We start from the raw sequence: 20,417 nt of genomic DNA, 5'->3' as shown, positions 1-20,417 counted from the left end.
GTCCGTGCCCTTCGCCTTTCGTCCGATGACGCCTTTCGGGGCTGACTGGATTCGGACGGATAACAAGATTCCATTAGCCACGCCCGCTGACACCGGGCCAACGAAGACCTTTGAACCATGGCCACTATCCACGTAGACGGCAAAGCGCTCGAAGTCGACGGGGCAGACAACCTGTTACAGGCATGTCTGTCGCTGGGCCTCGACATCCCTTATTTCTGCTGGCACCCCGCGCTTGGTAGCGTCGGGGCCTGCCGCCAATGCGCGGTCAAGCAGTACACCGACGAGAACGACACCCGTGGTCGCATCGTCATGTCCTGCATGACCCCTGCCACCGACAACACCTGGATCTCCATCGACGATGAAGAATCCAAGGCGTTCCGCGCCAGTGTTGTCGAATGGCTGATGACCAACCACCCGCACGACTGCCCTGTGTGCGAAGAAGGCGGTCACTGCCACCTGCAAGACATGACCGTGATGACTGGCCACAACGAGCGCCGTTATCGCTTCACCAAACGCACCCACCAGAACCAGCAACTGGGCCCGTTCATTTCCCACGAAATGAACCGCTGCATCGCTTGCTATCGCTGCGTGCGTTTCTATAAGGACTACGCTGGCGGCACCGACCTCGGTGTATTCGGCGCCCACGACAACGTGTACTTCGGTCGCGTTGAAGACGGCACCCTCGAAAGCGAGTTCTCCGGCAACCTCACAGAGGTCTGCCCGACCGGTGTGTTCACCGACAAGACTCACTCCGAGCGCTACAACCGCAAATGGGACATGCAATTCTCGCCGAGCATCTGCCATGGCTGCTCCAGCGGTTGCAACATCTCCCCGGGCGAGCGTTACGGCGAACTGCGTCGCATCGAAAACCGTTTCAACGGTTCGGTGAACCAGTACTTCCTGTGCGACCGTGGCCGTTTCGGTTATGGCTACGTCAACCGCACCGATCGCCCACGTCAGCCGATGCTGGCCGACGGCACCAAGCTTGGACTGGATCAGGCGCTGGACAAGGCTGCCGATCTGCTGCGCGGTCGCAACATCGTCGGTATCGGTTCGCCGCGTGCCAGCCTCGAAAGCAACTACGCGCTGCGTGAGCTGGTGGGCGCCGAGCACTTCTACTCCGGTATCGAAGCCTGCGAACTGGAGCGCATCCGTCTGGTCCTGCAAGTGCTCAAAGACAGCCCGCTGCCAGTGCCGAACATGCGCGACATCGAAGACCACGACGCGATCTTCGTCCTCGGTGAAGACCTGACCCAGACGGCTGCACGTATGGCGCTGTCCCTGCGTCAGTCGGTCAAGGGCAAGGCCGAAGACATGGCCGAAGCCATGCGCGTTCAGCCTTGGCTCGACGCCGCCGTGAAGAACATCGGTCAGCACGCGCTGAACCCGCTGTTCATCGCCAGCCTGGCCGAAACCAAGCTCGACGACATCGCCGAAGAATGCGTACACGCCGCTCCAGACGATCTGGCGCGCATCGGTTTCGCCGTGGCCCACGCCCTGGACGCCAGCGCACCGGCCGTTGAAGGTCTGGACGCAGAAGCCCTGGAACTGGCCAAGCGCATCGCCGACGCCCTGCTCGCGGCCAAGCGCCCGCTGATCATCGCCGGTACTTCGCTGGGCTCCAAAGCGCTGATCGAGGCTGCGGCAAACATTGCGAAGGCTCTGAAGCTGCGCGAGAAGAACGGTTCGATCAGCCTGATCGTGCCGGAAGCCAACAGCCTCGGCCTGGCCATGCTCGGTGGCGAATCGGTCGACGCCGCGCTGCAAGCCGTGATCGACGGCAAGGCCGACGCCATCGTCGTGCTGGAAAACGATCTGTACACCCGCACCTCGAAAGCCAAGGTCGATGCGGCCCTGAACGCTGCGAAAGTAGTGATCGTTGCTGACCACCAGAAGACCGCCACCACCGACCGCGCGCAACTGGTTCTGCCTGCGGCGAGCTTCGCGGAAGGCGACGGGACCCTGGTCAGCCAGGAAGGTCGCGCCCAGCGCTTCTTCCAGGTTTTCGATCCGCAATACATGGATGCGAGCATCCTGGTTCACGAAGGCTGGCGCTGGCTGCACGCCCTGCGCTCGACCCTGCTGAACCAGCCGATCGACTGGACGCAACTCGACCACGTCACCGCTGCCGTGGCTTCAAGCACCGAGCAACTGGCACGTATCGTCGATGCCGCGCCGTCTGCCGCGTTCCGCATCAAGGGTCTGAAACTGGCGCGTGAGCCGCTGCGTTATTCCGGTCGCACCGCGATGCGCGCCGACATCAGCGTTCACGAACCACGCACCCCGCAAGACCAAGACACCGCGTTCGCCTTCTCCATGGAAGGTTACTCGGGTTCGGCTGAACCTCGTCAGCAAGTGCCATTCGCCTGGTCGCCGGGCTGGAACTCGCCGCAAGCCTGGAACAAGTTCCAGGACGAAGTCGGTGGTCACCTGCGCGCTGGCGACCCGGGCACCCGCCTGATCGAAAGCACCGGCGACTCGCTGAACTGGTTCGCTGCCGCACCGCGTGCGTTCAGCCCGGCGCCGGGCACCTGGCAGGCCGTGCCGTTCTACCACCTGTTCGGCAGCGACGAGAACTCGTCGAAAGCCGCACCGGTTCAAGAACGCATTCCAGCTCCGTACGTGGCTCTGGCGAAATCCGAAGCGGATCGTCTGGGCGTCAACGACGGTGCTCTGCTGAGCCTGAACGTGGCCGGCCAGACCCTGCGTCTGCCGCTGCGCATCAATGAAGAACTGGGCGCTGGTCTGGTGGCCTTGCCTGCGGGCATCGCCGGCATTCCACCGGCATTCGCCGGCGTGTCCGTCGACGGTCTGCAGGAGGCAGCGCAATGACCTGGTTCACCCCTGAAGTGATCGATGTGATCCTGACGGTCATCAAAGCCATCGTGATCCTGCTGGCCGTTGTGGTCGCAGGCGCGTTGCTCAGCTTTGTCGAACGTCGCCTGCTGGGCTGGTGGCAGGACCGTTACGGTCCGAACCGCGTTGGCCCGTTCGGCATGTTCCAGATCGCCGCCGACATGCTGAAGATGTTCTTCAAGGAAGACTGGACCCCACCGTTTGCCGACAAGGTGATCTTCACCCTGGCACCGGTGGTCGCCATGTCGGCCCTGCTGATCGCGTTTGCGATCATCCCGATCACCCCGACCTGGGGCGTGGCGGATCTGAACATCGGCCTGCTGTTCTTCTTCGCCATGGCCGGTCTGTCGGTCTACGCGGTGCTGTTCGCCGGCTGGTCGAGTAACAACAAGTTCGCCCTGCTCGGCAGCTTGCGTGCCTCGGCGCAGACCGTGTCCTACGAAGTGTTCATGGGCCTGGCCCTGATGGGCATCGTGGTGCAGGTCGGCTCGTTCAACATGCGCGACATCGTCGAGTACCAGGCGCAGAACCTGTGGTTCATCATTCCGCAGTTCTTCGGCTTCTGTACTTTCTTCATCGCTGGCGTCGCCGTGACTCACCGTCACCCGTTCGACCAGCCGGAAGCGGAACAGGAACTGGCCGACGGTTACCACATTGAATACGCCGGTATGAAATGGGGCATGTTCTTCGTCGGTGAATACATCGGCATCATCCTGATCTCGGCGCTGCTGGTCACCCTGTTCTTCGGTGGCTGGCACGGTCCGTTCGGCATCCTGCCGCAACTGTCCTTCGTCTGGTTCGCACTGAAGACCGCGTTCTTCATCATGCTGTTCATCCTGCTGCGCGCTTCCATCCCGCGTCCGCGTTATGACCAGGTGATGGATTTCAGCTGGAAATTCTGCCTGCCACTGACCCTGATCAATTTGCTGATAACCGCTGCGGTTGTGTTGTGGAACACACCTGCGGTTGCGGTTCAGTGAGGATTTGACCCATGTTCAAATATATTGGCGACATCGTTAAGGGTACCGGTACCCAGTTGCGCAGCCTGGTCATGGTCTTCGGCCATGGCTTTCGCAAGCGCGACACCCTGCAATACCCGGAAGAGCCGGTCTACCTGCCGCCACGCTACCGTGGTCGCATCGTCCTGACCCGTGACCCCGATGGCGAAGAGCGTTGCGTAGCCTGCAACCTGTGCGCCGTGGCTTGCCCGGTAGGTTGCATCTCGCTGCAGAAAGCTGAAACCGAAGACGGTCGCTGGTACCCGGACTTCTTCCGTATCAACTTCTCGCGCTGCATTTTCTGCGGTCTCTGCGAGGAAGCCTGTCCGACCACCGCAATCCAGCTGACCCCGGATTTCGAGATGGCCGAGTTCAAACGTCAGGACCTGGTGTACGAGAAAGAAGATCTGTTGATCTCCGGCCCCGGCAAAAACCCTGATTACAACTTCTATCGTGTTGCAGGTATGGCAATCGCTGGCAAGCCGAAAGGCTCTGCGCAGAACGAAGCCGAACCGATCAACGTGAAGAGCTTGCTGCCTTAAGGAAGAACGATGGAATTCGCTTTCTATTTCGCATCGGGTATCGCGGTTGTGTCCACGCTACGTGTGGTCACCAACACCAACCCTGTGCACGCCCTGCTCTACCTGATCATCTCGTTGATCGCCGTGGCCATGACCTTCTTCGCACTCGGCGCACCGTTCGCCGGCGTGCTGGAAGTGATCGCCTACGCCGGCGCCATCATGGTGCTGTTCGTGTTCGTGGTGATGATGCTGAACCTGGGGCCCGCCTCGGTTCAGCAGGAACGCACCTGGCTCAAGCCCGGTATCTGGGCGGGGCCGGTGATTCTCGCCGCCCTGCTGCTGGCCGAACTGCTGTATGTGCTGTTCGCTCACCAGAGCGGTCAGGCCATCGGCCACACCACCGTCGATGCAAAAGCCGTGGGCGTCAGCCTGTTCGGCCCGTATCTGCTGGTGGTCGAACTCGCCTCGATGCTGCTGCTCGCCGCAGCCGTCACGGCGTTCCATTTGGGCCGTAACGAGGCGAAGGAGTAAGACATGCCTGCTATCCCTCTCGAGCATGGACTGGCCGTTGCCGGCATCCTGTTCTGCCTTGGTCTGGTCGGCCTGATGGTCCGCCGCAACATTTTGTTCGTGTTGATGAGTCTGGAAGTGATGATGAACGCCTCTGCACTGGCCTTCATCGTTGCGGGCGCCCGCTGGGCGCAACCGGATGGACAGATCATGTTCATCCTGGTGATCAGCCTGGCAGCCGCCGAAGCCAGTATTGGCCTGGCGATCCTGCTGCAACTGTATCGCCGCTTCCACACGCTCGATATCGACGCTGCCAGTGAGATGCGCGGATGAACCTAATCTTTCTGACTTTTGTATTCCCTCTGATCGGTTTCCTGCTGCTGTCGTTCTCCCGTGGACGCTGGTCGGAAAACCTCTCGGCGCTGGTCGGCGTGGGCTCCATTGGCTTGTCGGCGATTGTCGCCGCCTACGTCATCTGGCAATTCAACGTCGCACCTCCCGAAGGCGGTCACTACACCCTGGTGCTGTGGAAGTGGATGGCGGTCGAAGGCTTCAAGCCTGACTTCGCCCTCTACGTCGACGGCCTGTCGATCACCATGCTCGGCGTGGTGGTGGGTGTAGGTTTCCTGATCCATCTGTTCGCGTCCTGGTACATGCGCGGCGAAGCGGGTTACTCGCGCTTCTTCTCGTACACCAACCTGTTTATCGCCAGCATGCTGTTCCTGGTGCTCGGCGATAACCTGTTGTTCCTGTACTTCGGCTGGGAAGGCGTGGGCCTGTGCTCGTACCTGTTGATCGGTTTCTACTACAGCAACCGCAACAACGGTAACGCCGCACTCAAGGCCTTCATCGTGACCCGGATCGGCGACGTGTTCATGGCCATCGGCCTGTTCATCCTGTTCCAGCAAGTGGGCACGTTGAACATCCAGGAACTGCTGGTGCTGGCACCGCAGAAATTCCAGGTCGGCGACTTCTGGATCACCCTGGCGACCCTGATGCTGCTGGGTGGTGCGGTCGGTAAATCGGCGCAACTGCCGCTGCAAACCTGGCTCGCGGATGCGATGGCTGGCCCGACCCCGGTTTCGGCACTGATCCACGCCGCGACCATGGTGACCGCCGGTGTCTACCTGATCGCCCGTACCCACGGTCTGTTCACCCTGGCGCCGGACATCCTGCACCTGGTCGGCATCGTCGGGGGTGTGACCCTGGTTCTGGCTGGTTTCGCCGCGCTGGTACAAACCGACATCAAACGTATCCTCGCCTACTCGACCATGAGCCAGATTGGCTACATGTTCCTGGCGCTGGGCGTTGGCGCATGGGATGGCGCGATTTTCCACCTGATGACCCACGCCTTCTTCAAGGCCCTGCTGTTCCTTGCTTCGGGTGCGGTGATCGTTGCCTGCCACCACGAGCAGAACATCTTCAAGATGGGCGGTCTGTGGAAGAAACTGCCACTGGCCTACGCCAGCTTCATCGTCGGTGGTGCCGCCCTGGCTGCCCTGCCACTGGTGACCGCAGGCTTCTACTCCAAGGACGAAATCCTCTGGGAAGCGTTCGCCAGCGGCAACCACGGTCTGCTCTACGCAGGTCTGGTCGGCGCGTTCATGACTTCGCTGTACACCTTCCGCCTGATCTTCATCACGTTCCACGGTGAAGCCAAGACCGAAGCCCACGCCGGTCACGGCATCTCTCACTGGCTGCCACTGTCGGTGCTGATCGTACTGTCGACCTTCGTCGGCGCCATGATCGTTCCACCGCTGCACGGCGTACTGCCGGAAAGCGTCGGGCATGCCGGTGGCGAAGCCAAGCACAGTCTGGAAATCGCCTCGGGCGCTATCGCCCTGGCCGGTATCCTGCTGGCGGCCGTGCTGTTCCTCGGCAAGCGTCGCTTCGTGACCGCGATCGCCAACAGCGGCATCGGCCGTTTCCTTTCGGCCTGGTGGTTCGCTGCCTGGGGCTTCGACTGGATCTACGACAAACTGTTCGTCAAGCCGTACCTTGCGATCAGCCATGTACTGCGCAGAGACCCGCTCGACCAGACCATCGGTCTGATCCCGCGTATGGCCAAGGGGGGTCACACCGCCCTGAGCCGCACCGAGACCGGTCAACTGCGTTGGTATGCCGCCTCGATGGCTGCTGGTGCCGTGCTGGTAATCGGCGCCATCGTGCTGGTAGCGGTCTGATATGAACCTTGCGAATTTGCGAAAGGAAACGAGCCCGTCATGATTCTGCCTTGGCTAATCCTGATCCCCTTCATCGGCGGCCTGCTGTGCTGGATGGGTGAGCGCTTCGGCGCTACCCTCCCCCGCTGGATTGCGCTGTTGACCATGACCCTGGAACTCGCCCTCGGCCTCTGGCTGTGGGCCCACGGTGACTATTCATTTGCTCCGGCGCCTGGCGCCGATCCGACCTGGGCGCTTGAGTTCAAGCACGTCTGGATCCAGCGCTTCGGCATCAATGTGCACCTGGCCCTCGACGGTCTGTCGCTGTTGATGATCCTGCTGACCGGCCTGCTGGGTATCCTCTCGGTACTCTGCTCGTGGAAAGAGATCCAGCGTCACGTTGGCTTCTTCCACCTGAACCTGATGTGGATCCTGGGCGGCGTTGTCGGCGTGTTCCTCGCCCTCGACCTGTTCATGTTCTTCTTCTTCTGGGAAATGATGCTGGTGCCGATGTACTTCCTCATCGCGCTCTGGGGTCACAGTTCGTCGGACGGCAAGAAAACCCGGATCTACGCCGCGACCAAGTTCTTCATCTTCACTCAGGCTTCCGGCCTGATCATGCTGGTGGCGATCCTCGGTCTGGTGCTGGTCAACTTCAACAACACTGGCGTGATTACCTTCAACTACGCCGATCTGTTGAAGACCAAGATGTCGATGACCACCGAGTACATCCTGATGCTCGGCTTCTTCATCGCCTTCGCGGTCAAGCTGCCTGTCGTACCGTTCCACTCCTGGCTGCCGGATGCGCACGCCCAGGCGCCGACTGCCGGTTCCGTCGACCTCGCCGGTATCCTGCTGAAAACCGCCGCCTACGGTCTGCTGCGTTTCGCTCTGCCGCTGTTCCCGAACGCTTCGGCCGAGTTCGCGCCGATCGCCATGACCCTCGGTCTGATCGGGATCTTCTACGGTGCGTTCCTGGCGTTCGCACAAACCGACATCAAGCGTCTGATCGCCTTCTCTTCCGTGTCCCACATGGGCTTCGTGTTGATCGGCATCTACTCCGGCAGCCAACTGGCACTGCAAGGTGCAGTGATCCAGATGCTGGCGCACGGTTTGTCGGCGGCGGCACTGTTTATCCTCAGCGGTCAGTTGTACGAGCGTCTGCACACTCGGGACATGCGTGAGATGGGCGGTCTGTGGTCGCGTATCGCTTACCTGCCGGCAATCAGCCTGTTCTTCGCCGCCGCGTCGCTGGGCTTGCCGGGTACCGGTAACTTCGTCGGCGAGTTCCTGATCCTGATCGGTACGTTCGCCAGCGCTCCATGGATCACCGCGATTGCCACCTCCGGTCTGGTGTTCGGTTCGGTCTACTCGCTGATCATGATCCACCGTGCCTACTTCGGTCCGTCGAAATCGGATTCGATCCTGCATGGCATGGACGGTCGCGAACTGATCATGGTGCTGGGCCTTGCGGCGCTGCTGATTTACCTCGGCGTGTACCCGCAACCGTTCCTCGACACTTCCGCCGCCACGATGCATGGCGTGCAGCAGTGGCTCGGCACCGCCTTCACTCAACTCGCTTCGGCCCGGTAAGAGCGCTATGGAATTCACGATTCAACACTTTATTGCGCTTGCGCCACTGTTGATCACCAGCCTCACCATTATCGTGGTGATGCTGGCAATCGCCTGGCGCCGCAACCACTCGCAGACCTTCCTGATCTCGGTCGCCGGTCTGAACCTGGCCCTGCTGTCGATCCTGCCAGCCCTGAAAGTCGCGCCTCTGGCCGTGACCCCATTGCTGCAGATCGACACCTTCGCCTGCCTGTACATGGCGCTGATCCTGGTCGCCACCCTCGCCTGTGTCACCCTCGCCCACGCCTATTTGGGTGATGGCGGTTCGGGTTACCCGGGCAACCGTGAAGAACTGTACCTGCTGATCCTGATGGCCGCCGCCGGTGGCCTGGTTCTGGTCAGCGCGCAGCACCTGGCCGGTTTGTTCATCGGTCTGGAACTGCTGTCGGTGCCGGTCTACGGTCTGGTGGCTTACGCCTTCTTCAACAAGCGTTCGCTGGAAGCCGGCATCAAGTACATGGTGCTGTCGGCCGCCGGTTCCGCGTTCCTGTTGTTCGGTATGGCGCTGCTGTACGCAGACTCCGGTTCGCTGAGCTTCGTGGGTATCGGTCAGGCACTGGCTGCAACCGGTCTGCCAAGCTCGCTGGCGCAACTGGGCCTGGGCATGATGCTGATCGGTCTGGCGTTCAAGCTGTCGCTGGTACCGTTCCACCTGTGGACCCCGGACGTGTACGAAGGTGCTCCGGCACCGGTGGCCGCGTTCCTAGCTACCGCTTCGAAGGTTGCCGTGTTCGCGGTGATGGTGCGTCTGTTCCAGATCTCCCCTGCTGCCAGCAGCGGCGTGCTGAGCGACGTACTGAGCGTGATCGCCATCGCCTCGATCCTGTTCGGTAACCTGCTGGCCCTGACCCAGAGCAACCTCAAGCGTCTGCTCGGTTACTCGTCCATCGCGCACTTCGGCTACCTGCTGATCGCGCTGGTGGCGAGCAAGGGTCTGGCGGTGGAAGCCATCGGCGTCTACCTGGTCACCTACGTGATCACCAGCCTCGGCGCCTTCGGCGTGATCACCCTGATGTCCTCGCCGTACAAGGGCCGTGACGCCGACGCGCTGTACGAGTACCGCGGCCTGTTCTGGCGCCGTCCGTACCTGACCGCCGTACTGACCGTGATGATGCTGTCCCTCGCTGGTATCCCGCTGACTGCGGGCTTCATCGGCAAGTTCTACATCATCGCCACCGGTGTCGAGTCGCACCAATGGTGGCTGGTCGGTTCCCTGGTACTGGGCAGCGCCATCGGCGTGTTCTACTACCTGCGCGTGATGGTCACTCTGTACCTGATCGAGCCGAACCTGCGCCGCCACGACGCCCAGCTGCACTGGGAACAGAAGGCAGGCGGCGTGATGCTGCTGGCCATCGCCGTGGTTGCGTTCTTCCTCGGCGTCTACCCGCAGCCATTGCTGACCCTGGTTCAGCAGGCGGGTCTAGCGGGCTGATTGCTCGGCTGGCTACAAACGGAAACGGCACCTTCGGGTGCCGTTTTTTGTTTTACGGGATTTATGTAGCAACAAATAACCTGTGGCGAGGGAGCTTGCTCCCGCTGGACTGCGTAGCAGTCCCATTCGTTTGAAACAAAGAGCGGGGTCGCTTCGCGCCCCAGCGGGAGCAAGCTCCCTCGCCACAATGGCATCACAGCGTCTTCACCATCGGCACGCAGGCCAGTTGCAGACCCGAAGGCGATTGATAAATCGCACTCCCCTCCCCGACGTAACCACAGCGCCGATAAAAGTCGGCAGCATTCAACGTTGCGTCCAGACACACCTCGGCCAGCCCCAGATCCCGCGCTAAATCTTCGAGAAAGAACAGAACACGCTTGCCCAGCCCACGCTGCATGAAATCCGGGTGAATGAAGATCGCGCCGATTTCACGCTGCTCCAGATCAAGCATTCCAGTTGCCACGGGTTCACCCTCAATGCAGACCAGATAGAAGTGCTTTGCCATGAGCGTGTCGTAGCCGTCTTCGGCCGCTCCTTTGGTCCAATCGAGCATTTGCTGCTGGCTGTAGGCACCGATGCATTGGTGCCGAATCGCTAGTCGCCGGATATCGAAGGCAATCTGGGCTTCGTCCGGGGTCGCTCTTCTGATTTCGAACATTTCTCTCTCCATGAGCCATGTACGGACGGGCAATGAAAAAGCCCCGTCCATTTCTGGCGGGGCTTTGGGTACACGTCAAATGACAAACACGTATGACCTTATGGCCCGCCGGAAGCGGTCATAGAGGAGCACATCATGTTCATTCGGTGTTGGGCAGTCATGGTCGGATAGTGCTGTGGATTGTTCCGACACGTCAATCGCGAAGTCTCTTTGTTGCTCTATCGAAAGCTCTTGCAAGAAGGTCAGGTTCGTCATACAGCCAGAATTGAGGCACTTCTCTATCCTCAGTAATTGCCGAAAAGATCAATCGAGGCACGGAGGAACAATGAAACGAGACATTTTTTCCGAACTACTGGACGGCTTGAAATCCTTGGCAGATGAGCGCGAAGGCAAAGTCAAACTACGGACCACCAAGCTTCATCTGGTAAAGGATTCCGATAAAAGCGAGGAAACAAACAATCCCACACACCGATTGAGCTCAAACCAAACGCACATGACGAAATTGTAATTCCCTCATCACCTTGGCGTTATCCGCAGCTTGCAACGATGTCACCCGGCGACCAATGCCGGCGGGCCCTTGCCCGTCGAACAATAAAACCACGCCGACGCACGTTCCCGTTCTGCCGAACCCAAGGAGTGTTTGATGGTTAACCATACGAAAATGTCGATGGCCGCTTTAGCAGTGGTGGTCGGCTCCGGGCCGTCCATGGTGTTTGCAGAAGACAAGCCCGAGGGTTTTGTCGAAGGCAGCAGCCTGACGGTGCTCAACCGCAACTTCTACTTCAATCGCGATCACCGCAACGGCCAGTCCAGCCCTACCGGCAACGGCTATTCCGAAGCCTGGGCGCATGCGGTCATCAGCAAGTTCGAATCCGGCTTCACCCAAGGCACCTTTGGGGTCGGTGTCGATGCATTTGCGATGATTGGTCTGAAACTCGACACCGGTGACGGGCGCAACGGTGGGCGCAGTTCGTTCGATGTGTTGCCGGTCAACCGTGACGGCCAGGCGCGGGACGAATACACCAAGGTCGGCGGCGCCGCGAAAGTGCGGGCATTCGATACGGTGGTCAAGGTCGGTGATGTGTTCCCGGCCAACCCGATGGTGGCGGCCGGCGACTCGCGTTTGCTGCCGGAAAGCTTTCGCGGCGTGACGGCGACCAACACCAGCATCGAAGGTCTGTCGATTCAGGGCGGACGCCTGCATGCGATGAGCCAACCAGTGTCCAGCGACATGCGCGAGAACTTCGTGACCTTCTACGCAGGCCCGGTCAATTCGCCATGGATCGCTTACGGCGGCGGCGATTATGCGTTGAACAAGAACCTCAGTTTCAGCCTGTACTCCAGTCGCCTGAAGGATGCCTGGAATCAGTACTACGCCGGTACCGCATGGACCTATCCACTGTCGGACGACCTGTCGCTGTTCGGTGGCTTGAACTATTACAAGGCGGTCGACGAAGGCAAACAGCTGCTCGGCCAGTTCGTCAACAACATCTGGAGCGGCCGCGTCGGGGTGAAACTCGGCGCGCACTCCGTCGCCCTCTCCCACCAGCGCAACAACGGCAACGATGACTTCGACTACCTGCGCCAGTCCGACTCGATCTTCCTCGACAACTCGATCCAGTACAGCGACTTCAACTCGCCGAAAGAACGTTCGTGGATGGTGCGCTACGACCTCGACATGACCGCTTATGGCGTACCGGGCTTGTCGTTCATGACCCGTTACGCGCGCGGCACCGACGCCGACTATTCCAATGCCAACGCCGTGTACATGCGCCGCAATGCCGAAGGCAACCCGCTGACCGACCAGAAGCGCTGGGAGCGTGATGTGGAGGTCAAATACGTGGTGCAGAGCGGTTCGATGAAAGACCTGTCGCTGCGCTTGCGCCAGGCCACCACCCGCGCCACGGCGTTCGAGTCCGACCTGGATGAAGTGCGGGTGATCGTCGAATACCCGCTGGCGATTCTCTGAGTTTCACGAGCAATACCATTCACCTTTAGAAGCTCCTTGCTCCTTTGGTCAGAGGTGAATTTTTGGCGCCCTTCGGGGCGCTTTTTTTTGCCGTCCCGAAACACAATCCTGTAGGAGCTGCCGAGCATCACCGTGGCCGAGGCCAGGGATTCGCAGGCGTTGGCCAGCAGGGATTCGGTGTCGGCGTCGGGATTGACCAGGAACAGTGCGTTGGTGGTGTACGGGGCGGCCATGATTGAAGGTGTGGGGTTGAGGTAGTAGTCGAGGGCGCGCTCGGCGGCTTCGTGGAGTTTGTGGGTGTCGATGGCGGCGTAGGGGGATGTTGGGTCGGGATCTACAAACGTTGTTTCTTCGGGGGGATTGGGGGTTGGCTTTTTCATCATGTTTTTACTCAGCTTGACGGTGGAGCTGGCCCTTTCGGTTCCACGCGAAAGGGTGGCAGCTGTACGCAGGTTGGAACCCGGGCAACTGAGCAAAACCCGACAGACTCGAAGTCTCCCGCGCACAGCCGCCATAACGGAGTGCACACATGAAAGTGTGCAAGCATACGTCATGAACGGTGCGTTTTGCGTCAGTTAAGCCGCGGGGTTCCAATCCCGATCGCTGATTTGGCAGCGACCCACACAGGCTAGAGAGCGGACGTCCGACGGACAACCTGAAAACATTGTGGGAAGGTTCTGCTTTTCCCACACAACCTTTAAACATTCCGAATCTAAATACAGATCGTGATTTGGCAAAAATACCCCTGTAGGAGCTGCCGAAGGCTGCGATCTTTTGACTTTGACTTTAAAGATCAAGATCAAAAGATCGCAGCCTTCGGCAGCTCCTACAGGGGGTGTCGACCGTGACGACTCAGGCGGGCTAGCCACCGCTGTTACGGCACACACCCGCCACGCTGTACTTGAGGGTATTGAGCTGCCCTTGCGAATCCTCGTAAGTCATGGCGGTCGGGACCACCGAGCAACTTGGCTGCGGCTTCACCACGCTGACGATTTTCACCACGTCCAGCTTCATTCCGTATTCGTATTCCTTGACCATCGGCGCCGCTTTGCCGCGCTCGGCTGCGTATTGCTCCATGGCTTTGGCGTTGGCGCTGAAGGCACGCTCGAAAGTGCGATCGCCACCGCCTTCAGCCAGTGCGTTCACCGACATCGCCATGACGGCAGCGAAGGTCATCCATTTGCTCAACTGCATGTTTACTCCTCCGTAAAAAAGCCCGGCATCGGCACACGACAACGGGCTTGTTCCAGTGCGACGGGCTTACAGGTCTTTGGTCTTGTCGTCTTTCTTGTCATTGACGACGACCGGGTCGCGGGCCTGTTCCTTGGCCACGAACAGCTCCATGGAGCGGTCATTGGCAGTCATCATGCGGTCGAAGGTGCGGTCACCGCCGCCTTCGGCCATGGCCAGGGACGACAGCATCAGGGCGGCTGCGAAGGTACTGAATTGGGCGAATTTCATCGTTGATTCCTCGTTTAAGTAGCTGACGGGATCAAGGTAACAAGGCGCACCTTTCGTGACGGTGGCGGGGGAATTACAGATTCGTAATGTGCGTATACAAAACCTGTAGGAGTGAGCCTGCTCGCGATAGCGGTGGGTCAGCCGATGTAAATCTGGCTGATAGACCGATATCGCGAGCAGGCTCACTCCTACAAGGGATCACGGCTCAATCGAGATTGGGTCCTCATCCCGGCGATGGGCGATCTGGTACAGCGCCGGCAAGATCAGCAACGTGAGGATCGTCGAAGACAGAATCCCGCCAATCACCACCGTCGCCAGTGGCCGCTGCACTTCGGCCCCGGTGCCTGTCGCCAGGGCCATCGGAATAAACCCCAGCGACGCCACCAACGCGGTCATCAACACCGGCCGCAAGCGCGTCAGCGCGCCGACGTTGATCGCATCCATCAGCGAGCGCCCTTCCTCACGCAAATTGCGAATGAACGCGATCATCACCAGCCCGTTGAGCACCGCCACCCCAGACAGCGCGATAAACCCGACACCCGCCGAAATCGACAACGGAATATCCCGCAGCCATAGCGCCATTACCCCACCGGTCAGCGCAAACGGAATCCCGGTAAACACCAGCAAGCCGTCCTTCAAATTGTTGAACATCATGAACAACAACCCGAACACCAGCAGCAGCGCCACCGGCACCACGATCTGCAAGCGCTTGGCCGCCGATTGCAGTTGCTCGAACTGCCCGCCCCAACGGGTCCAGTAACCCGCCGGGATCTGCACATCACGTTCGATTACCTCGCCGGCCTCGCTGACAAACGAGCCGATATCACGCCCGCGCACGTTGGCGCTGACGATTACCAGACGCTTGCCGTCCTCGCGGCTGACCTGATTAGGTCCGAGCACCAAGTCGAGGCTGGCGACGTCTTGCAGCGCGATGAAGCCGATCTGATTCGCCGCTCCATTCAAAGGTGCGGGCACCGGAATCAACAGCGCCGACAGGCCGTCGATGTCCTTGCGCATGGCATCGGACAAACGCACCACCATGTCGAAACGCCGGTCGCCCTCATACAGCGTGCCGGCCTGACGCCCGCCCACCGCCACCGCAATGGTGTCCTGCACATCGCCGACGTTGAGCCCGTAACGCGCCGCTTTGTCGCGGTCAATATTGATGGTCAGCACCGGCAGACCGGTGGTCTGCTCGACCTTCACTTCAGAGGCGCCATTGACCTTCTGCAGCGCCGCCGCGATCTTCGCCGCCGTGGCGTTGAGCACGTCCATGTCATCACCGAACACCTTCACCGCCACATCGCTGCGAACACCGGAGATCAGTTCGTTGAAGCGCAACTGGATCGGCTGTGACAGTTCATAGTTGCTGCCCGGCAAGGTCGCAGCTGCGGCTTGCAGCTCGGCCATCAGGGTTTCGCGGGACTTGCCCGGGTCCGGCCATTGATCTTTCGGTTTGAGCATCACGTAGCTGTCGGAGATGTTCGGCGGCATCGGATCGGAAGCGATTTCCGCGGTACCGGTGCGGGCAAAGACGCGTTCGACTTCCGGCACCTTCGCCAGAATCAATGTCTCCAGGCGCTGCTGCATGTCCACCGATTGCGTCAAGCTGGTGCCCGGCACGCGCAAGGCTTGCAGGGCAAAATCGCCTTCGCTGAGGCTCGGCACAAACTCGCTGCCCATGCGGCTGGTGAGCACGCCGCTGAGCACAATCACACCCAAAGCAGCGCCCACGGCCACTGTGCGATGCGCCATGACCCAGGCCAGCGCCGGTGCATAAACGCGACGTGCGCCGCGCATCACCGCACCCTCTTCTTCCTTGACCTTGCCGGTGACGAACAGCGCGATGGCCGCCGGGACGAAGGTCACGGAAAGCAACATGGCCCCGAGCAAAGCGATGACCACGGTGAACGCCATCGGGTGGAACATTTTCCCTTCGACGCCGCTCAGGGCGAAGATCGGCAGGTACACCACCATGATGATCAACTGGCCAAAAATCAGCGGTCGCCGCGCCTCTTTCGCCGCCGCGAACACTTCCCTGAAACGCTCGGCACGAGTCAACAAGCGCCCGTGATGTTGCTGCGCATGGGCCAATCGGCGCAGGGTGTTTTCGACAATCACCACCGCACCGTCGACGATGATGCCGAAGTCCAGCGCGCCGAGGCTCATCAGGTTGGCGCTGACCTTGTTGCTGAACATGCCGGTGAAGGTGAACAGCATCGACAGCGGAATCACCATCGCGGTAATCAGCGCGGCGCGGATGTTGCCGAGGAACAGAAACAGAATCGCGATCACCAGAATCGCGCCTTCAACCAGGTTCTTTTTTACCGTGGCGATGGCCTTGTCGACCAGGTGCGTGCGGTCGTACACCGGCACGGCGATCACGCCTTGGGGCAAGGATTTATTGATCTGTTCGAGCTTGCTCGCGACTGCTTGCGACACGGTACGGCTGTTTTCGCCGATCAGCATGAATACCGTGCCGAGCACCACTTCACGGCCGTTTTCGGTGGCCGCACCGCTACGCAGTTCGCGGCCGATTTCCACCGTGGCGACGTTCTTCACCCGGATCGGCGTGCCGTCGACGTTGGCCATGACGATGTTGGCGATGTCCTCAGTGCTCGCCACTTGCCCCGGTGCGCGGATCAGCAACTGCTCGCCGCTGCGCTCGATGTAACCGGCGCCGACGTTGGCGTTGTTGCGCTCCAGCGCGGTGATCAGATCGGTGAGCGTGAGTTTGTAGGCGGCCAGGCGTTTCGGGTCGGGGGCGATCTGATATTCCTTGGCAAAACCACCGATGGTGTTGATCTCGGCGACACCCGGCACGTTGCGCAATTGCGGCTTGATGATCCAGTCCTGAATCACCCGCAAATCGGTCGGCGTGTAGGGCGTGCCGTCGTCCTTCAGCGCGCCCTCCCTGGCTTCCACGGTCCACAAAAAGATCTCGCCGAGGCCGGTGGAAATCGGCCCCATCAGCGCTTCCGCGCCTTCGGGCAATTGCTCCCTGGCGATCTGCAAACGCTCGTTGACCAGTTGCCGGGCGAAGAACAGGTCGGTGCCGTCCTTGAAGATCACCGTGACCTGCGACAGCCCCGAACGCGACAGCGAACGGGTCTGTTCCAGCGCCGGCAAACCGGCCATTGCAGTTTCAATCGGGAAAGTGATGCGCTGCTCGGTTTCCAGCGGCGAGAACCCGGCGGCGCCGGTGTTGATCTGCACCTGGACGTTGGTGATGTCGGGCACGGCGTCGATCGGCAGTTTCTGATAACTGGCGATGCCGAGGCCGGCCATGAGCAGAACGGCGAGCAGCACGATGATGCGCTGCTCGATGGCAAACTGGATCAGGCGTTCGAACATGAGGACCTTCCAGGATTAATGACTGTGCTCGGCTGAGGCTTTGCCCAGCTCCGACTTGAGGACAAAGCTGCCGGCGCTGGCGACTTGCACGCCCGCTTCCAGCCCTTGGGTGACTTCCACGTGGCCGGCTGCGCGGCTGCCCAGCTCCACCGCTTGCGCCTTGAAGCCGTCGTCGGTGCGCACGAACACCGTGGGTTTGTCCTCGACGGTCTGGATCGCGGTTTCCGGCACGGCCACCTTGACCTGGCGGCTGTCAGTGGCAACCAGCGCGCTGACGAACAGCCCCGGACGCCACGAGCCCTGCGGGTTTTCCAAAGTGACGCGGACGGTCGCGGTGCGCGTTTGTTCGCCGAGCAGGCTGCCGACGTAAGCCACGCTGCCGGTCACTTGCGCTTTCAGTTCAGGTGCGCTGACGGTCACCGGTTTGCCCACCTGCACTTTGGTCAGGTCCTTGGGCGAGACGCCGAACGTGACCCACACGCGAGACAAATCCGAAAGGGTGAAAGCGGCCGTGGTTTCATCGACCACCTCCCCCGGCGTCAGGTGTTTTTCCACCACCACACCGTCGAACGGTGCGCGCAGTTCGTAGCGATTGCCGCCGGTGGCGACCACGCTGCCGCTGAGCACGCTGATTTTCTGCCGGGCGTTGTTCATGGCGATTTCCGCCTCCTCCAGCGCCTGCTTCGCCTGCAGGAAATCCTGCTCGGCGGAGATCTTGTCCTGCCACAGCTTTTTCTCGCGCTCGTAGGTGGTGCGCGCCAACGCCAGACGCCGTTGCGCGGCGGCCTGTTCGCTGCGCTGCTCAGAGATCTGCTGACTGGCGATCACCGCCAGCAACTGGCCCTTTTTCACCGGTTGCCCGAGGTTGACTGCCACCGACTCGACCACCCCCGGCACTCGCGGTACGACGTGGGCGGTGCGGTCATCATCGAAGCGCACTTCGCCGGGGAACGACAGGCCAAGACTGATGCTCTGCGCTCGCGCCTCGGCCAGTTGAATACCCGCCGCCGCGATCTGCTCGGCGCTCAGTTCAATGTGCCCTTCTTCGTCATGTTCACCGTCGGCCGCAGCGCCCTCCTCCGCGTGATCGGCGTGTTCGGAGGCCTCATCGGCGTGCGCTTCGAGCGTGCTCGTGGTCGGCCACATCGCGCCGATGCCAATACCCAGCACCAAGGTCGCCACCGCGACCACCATCAGTTTTTTATCCATGGAAACTCCTCTGCGCCGTGCCTTCGCGCAGTTGTCTGAAAAGTTAAATTCAAGGGAGGACGCTGAGGTCGCCGAAGATCCGTTCGAGGCGCACGCGGGCGTCGGTCGCCTCGCTCACGGCCTGGATGTATTGGCTGCGCGCGGCGATCAGCGTGCGCTGGGCGTCGAGCACGTCGAGGAAGCCGAACTTGCCCATTTCGAAACCCCGGGTGGCGCTGTCGACTGCACTTTGTGCGGCGGGCAGGATGGTCTGATTGAAGGCTTTGACTTCGCCATTGGCGGTCTGCCATTGCTCAAGGCTGGTCTGGACTTCGGTGCGCAAACGCAGCTCGGTGGCGTTGCGCAAATCCCGCGCCTGATCGCTGCGCCGCGCCGCCGCCAACACGTTGCCCTGATTGCGGTTGAACAGCGGAATCGGCATCGACAGCCCGACCACGTTGACCCGCTCGCGCTCGGTCTCGCTGTACTGGCTGCCGATGCTCACGGTCAGGTCGGGAATGCGCTGAGACTTTTCCAGGCCCAACGACGCTTCGCGCTGATCGATCTGCAGCTTGGCCAGACGCAGTTCAGCGCTCTGGTTCAGACGCTCGAGCAAACGGCTCGGCGGCGGCACCGTGGCGAGGTTTTGCGTGGCGGCTTGCACGTTGGTCGACGTGGGCAACGGTGCGCCCATGACCTGCGCCAACTGCTGATACGCGTTGGCCTGATCGCGTTCGGCGCGGCTCAGCTCCAGGCGCACTTCCGAGAGCTGCACTTGCGCCCGCGTGCCCTCGACCGGCGACGATTTGCCCGCCTCGATACGGCCCTGGGCTACGCGCAAACCGTGCTCGGCCAGTTGCAGCGACTGGCGCGACAGCTGCAAACGTTGCTGCGCGGTTTGCGCGCTGTTGAATGCTTGAATGACATCGGCGCGCAAGGCATTGCGCTTGCGCGCAAGCTCGATGCCGGCGGCGTCCTGCGCACGGCTGGCGACGTCGATCCGCGCACCGCGTTTGCCGCCCAGTTCAATCGGCTGGCTGAGCATCACCGTGGTGGTGCGCGAATTGCGTCGAGTGTCTTCGGCCTCCCACGACACTTCGGGGTTGGGGATCAGCCCAGCCTGTTGGCGATCCCCCTCGGCAATGCCGATTTCCCACTGCGCAGCGGCCAGGTCCGGGTTGCCGGCGAAGGCGCTTTGCAGCGCCTGATCCAGGGTCAGGGTCGAGGCACTGGCAAGGCTGCTGCACGCCAACAACAAGAGGCCGCTGGCGGTTTTATTCAGGCGTGATCGCGCCGTCAGTTCGATTAAACCGGGCAATTGGAAGACTTCCTTTATTCAAGAATCTTTGATGCCGCCACGGTAGGGTTTTGAACTTATCGACAAGGTGACTGGAACATTACAAATCCGTTATCCACGGTTGGCGGAAGTTGTTTTGCTCTAGGATGCGAAGTGCAAAGGGTTTTGTCGCAATACATCGAAACAAATACGCACTAGTTATCTGCCGAACAGCACTTGCCGAAATCGAACTCATGAAAATCTGCCTTCCCTGTTGCGACAGGCTGTCGCAGATGGCCGATTTAAAGGCTTCGCTGGTTGACCCTGTAGCCACTTCAGCCTTTACCGTGCCCATCATCGAGTTATTGAACCGTCCGGAAGCCCCTACAAAAACAACAAC

At 60.7% G+C, this 20,417-nt stretch carries 15 protein-coding genes and 2 pseudogenes; 10 read left to right on the top strand and 7 right to left on the bottom strand.

Annotated elements, in window-relative coordinates; translation table 11 throughout:
- Window positions 1-117 precede the first annotated feature (117 nt).
- The 8 genes from nuoG to nuoN are packed head-to-tail and all read left to right on the top strand — an operon-like array spanning window position 118 to window position 10,111.
- On the top strand, window positions 118-2,832 hold the full coding sequence (nuoG, locus tag NN484_RS20695) for an NADH-quinone oxidoreductase subunit NuoG (RefSeq protein ID WP_274657753.1): 2,715 nt from the start codon (window positions 118-120) through the stop codon (window positions 2,830-2,832).
- Window positions 2,829-3,836 carry an NADH-quinone oxidoreductase subunit NuoH gene (gene nuoH, locus NN484_RS20690; protein WP_007964859.1) on the top strand — a complete coding sequence of 336 codons (1,008 nt, stop codon included), beginning with the start codon at window positions 2,829-2,831 and terminating at the stop codon, window positions 3,834-3,836. The genes nuoG and nuoH overlap by 4 nt, the downstream gene beginning before the upstream one ends.
- An 11-nt stretch (window positions 3,837-3,847) precedes the next feature.
- Window positions 3,848-4,396 carry an NADH-quinone oxidoreductase subunit NuoI gene (gene nuoI, locus NN484_RS20685; protein ID WP_003223795.1) on the top strand — a complete coding sequence of 183 codons (549 nt, stop codon included), beginning with the start codon at window positions 3,848-3,850 and terminating at the stop codon, window positions 4,394-4,396.
- 9 nt (window positions 4,397-4,405) lie between these two features.
- On the top strand, window positions 4,406-4,906 hold the full coding sequence (gene nuoJ, locus NN484_RS20680; protein ID WP_003223793.1) for an NADH-quinone oxidoreductase subunit J: 501 nt from the start codon (window positions 4,406-4,408) through the stop codon (window positions 4,904-4,906).
- A 3-nt stretch (window positions 4,907-4,909) separates the two neighbouring features.
- Window positions 4,910-5,218: an NADH-quinone oxidoreductase subunit NuoK gene (gene nuoK, locus NN484_RS20675; protein ID WP_003180046.1), complete on the top strand. Its 309-nt coding sequence runs from the start codon at window positions 4,910-4,912 to the stop codon at window positions 5,216-5,218.
- Window positions 5,215-7,068, top strand: a complete 1,854-nt coding sequence (nuoL, locus tag NN484_RS20670) for an NADH-quinone oxidoreductase subunit L (protein ID WP_127651034.1) — start codon at window positions 5,215-5,217, stop codon at window positions 7,066-7,068. The genes nuoK and nuoL overlap by 4 nt, the downstream gene beginning before the upstream one ends.
- Window positions 7,069-7,107: 39 nt before the next feature.
- Complete coding sequence (nuoM, locus tag NN484_RS20665) at window positions 7,108-8,640, top strand: NADH-quinone oxidoreductase subunit M (RefSeq protein WP_274657752.1); 1,533 nt, start codon at window positions 7,108-7,110, stop codon at window positions 8,638-8,640.
- 7 nt (window positions 8,641-8,647) lie between these two features.
- On the top strand, window positions 8,648-10,111 hold the full coding sequence (gene nuoN / locus NN484_RS20660) for an NADH-quinone oxidoreductase subunit NuoN (RefSeq protein WP_127651035.1): 1,464 nt from the start codon (window positions 8,648-8,650) through the stop codon (window positions 10,109-10,111).
- Between the two features lie 193 nt (window positions 10,112-10,304).
- Here nuoN and NN484_RS20655 read toward each other — a convergent pair whose 3' ends face one another.
- Window positions 10,305-10,769 carry a GNAT family N-acetyltransferase gene (locus NN484_RS20655; RefSeq protein WP_127651036.1) on the bottom strand — a complete coding sequence of 155 codons (465 nt, stop codon included), beginning with the start codon at window positions 10,767-10,769 and terminating at the stop codon, window positions 10,305-10,307.
- A gap of 325 nt (window positions 10,770-11,094) precedes the next feature.
- On the opposite strand from NN484_RS20655, the pseudogene NN484_RS20650 reads away from it, so the two are divergent.
- Window positions 11,095-11,199: pseudogene (locus tag NN484_RS20650) on the top strand (transcriptional regulator); the annotation flags it as partial.
- A gap of 213 nt (window positions 11,200-11,412) precedes the next feature.
- Window positions 11,413-12,738, top strand: a complete 1,326-nt coding sequence (locus tag NN484_RS20645) for an OprD family porin (RefSeq protein WP_274657751.1) — start codon at window positions 11,413-11,415, stop codon at window positions 12,736-12,738.
- Window positions 12,739-12,857: 119 nt separating this feature from the next.
- Here NN484_RS20645 and NN484_RS20640 read toward each other — a convergent pair.
- The 6 genes and pseudogenes from NN484_RS20640 to NN484_RS20615 form a co-directional block, all read right to left on the bottom strand.
- Window positions 12,858-13,118, bottom strand: a pseudogene (locus tag NN484_RS20640) (DUF6124 family protein); the annotation flags it as partial.
- Between the two features lie 481 nt (window positions 13,119-13,599).
- A complete protein-coding gene (locus tag NN484_RS20635; RefSeq protein ID WP_274657750.1) occupies window positions 13,600-13,932 on the bottom strand; it encodes a DUF2790 domain-containing protein in 333 nt (110 codons plus the stop codon).
- Between the two features lie 66 nt (window positions 13,933-13,998).
- Window positions 13,999-14,199, bottom strand: a complete 201-nt coding sequence (locus NN484_RS20630; protein WP_127651039.1) for a co-regulatory protein PtrA N-terminal domain-containing protein — start codon at window positions 14,197-14,199, stop codon at window positions 13,999-14,001.
- A 198-nt stretch (window positions 14,200-14,397) separates the two neighbouring features.
- On the bottom strand, window positions 14,398-17,553 hold the full coding sequence (locus NN484_RS20625; RefSeq protein ID WP_274657749.1) for a CusA/CzcA family heavy metal efflux RND transporter: 3,156 nt from the start codon (window positions 17,551-17,553) through the stop codon (window positions 14,398-14,400).
- 15 nt (window positions 17,554-17,568) lie between these two features.
- Entirely contained in the window at window positions 17,569-18,762 is a 1,194-nt protein-coding gene (locus NN484_RS20620) for an efflux RND transporter periplasmic adaptor subunit (protein WP_274657748.1), read from the bottom strand.
- A 49-nt stretch (window positions 18,763-18,811) separates the two neighbouring features.
- Window positions 18,812-20,059 (bottom strand): TolC family protein, encoded by a 1,248-nt coding sequence (locus tag NN484_RS20615; RefSeq protein WP_274657747.1) that lies wholly within the window; start codon window positions 20,057-20,059, stop codon window positions 18,812-18,814.
- Window positions 20,060-20,417 lie beyond the last annotated feature (358 nt).

Source organism: Pseudomonas serboccidentalis (genome assembly GCF_028830055.1).
GTDB classification, from domain to species: Bacteria; Pseudomonadota; Gammaproteobacteria; order Pseudomonadales; family Pseudomonadaceae; genus Aquipseudomonas; species Aquipseudomonas serboccidentalis.
The sequence above is the reverse complement of the archived record's forward strand: the minus strand, read 5'-3'. Positions and strand labels throughout refer to the sequence as shown.

Excerpts from the sequence above, each read along its gene's own strand:
- nuoJ (WP_003223793.1), top strand. The coding sequence starts at position 4,406 with ATGGAATTCGCTTTCTATTTCGCATCGGGTATCGCGGTTGTGTCCACG.
- NN484_RS20635 (WP_274657750.1), bottom strand. The coding sequence starts at position 13,932 with ATGCAGTTGAGCAAATGGATGACCTTCGCTGCCGTCATGGCGATGTCG.
- nuoK (WP_003180046.1), top strand. The coding sequence starts at position 4,910 with ATGCCTGCTATCCCTCTCGAGCATGGACTGGCCGTTGCCGGCATCCTG.
- nuoI (WP_003223795.1), top strand. The coding sequence starts at position 3,848 with ATGTTCAAATATATTGGCGACATCGTTAAGGGTACCGGTACCCAGTTG.
- nuoN (WP_127651035.1), top strand. The coding sequence starts at position 8,648 with ATGGAATTCACGATTCAACACTTTATTGCGCTTGCGCCACTGTTGATC.
- NN484_RS20620 (WP_274657748.1), bottom strand. The coding sequence starts at position 18,762 with ATGGATAAAAAACTGATGGTGGTCGCGGTGGCGACCTTGGTGCTGGGT.
- nuoG (WP_274657753.1), top strand. The coding sequence starts at position 118 with ATGGCCACTATCCACGTAGACGGCAAAGCGCTCGAAGTCGACGGGGCA.
- nuoM (WP_274657752.1), top strand. The coding sequence starts at position 7,108 with ATGATTCTGCCTTGGCTAATCCTGATCCCCTTCATCGGCGGCCTGCTG.
- nuoL (WP_127651034.1), top strand. The coding sequence starts at position 5,215 with ATGAACCTAATCTTTCTGACTTTTGTATTCCCTCTGATCGGTTTCCTG.
- NN484_RS20645 (WP_274657751.1), top strand. The coding sequence starts at position 11,413 with ATGGTTAACCATACGAAAATGTCGATGGCCGCTTTAGCAGTGGTGGTC.
- NN484_RS20625 (WP_274657749.1), bottom strand. The coding sequence starts at position 17,553 with ATGTTCGAACGCCTGATCCAGTTTGCCATCGAGCAGCGCATCATCGTG.
- NN484_RS20655 (WP_127651036.1), bottom strand. The coding sequence starts at position 10,769 with ATGTTCGAAATCAGAAGAGCGACCCCGGACGAAGCCCAGATTGCCTTC.
- nuoH (WP_007964859.1), top strand. The coding sequence starts at position 2,829 with ATGACCTGGTTCACCCCTGAAGTGATCGATGTGATCCTGACGGTCATC.
- NN484_RS20630 (WP_127651039.1), bottom strand. The coding sequence starts at position 14,199 with ATGAAATTCGCCCAATTCAGTACCTTCGCAGCCGCCCTGATGCTGTCG.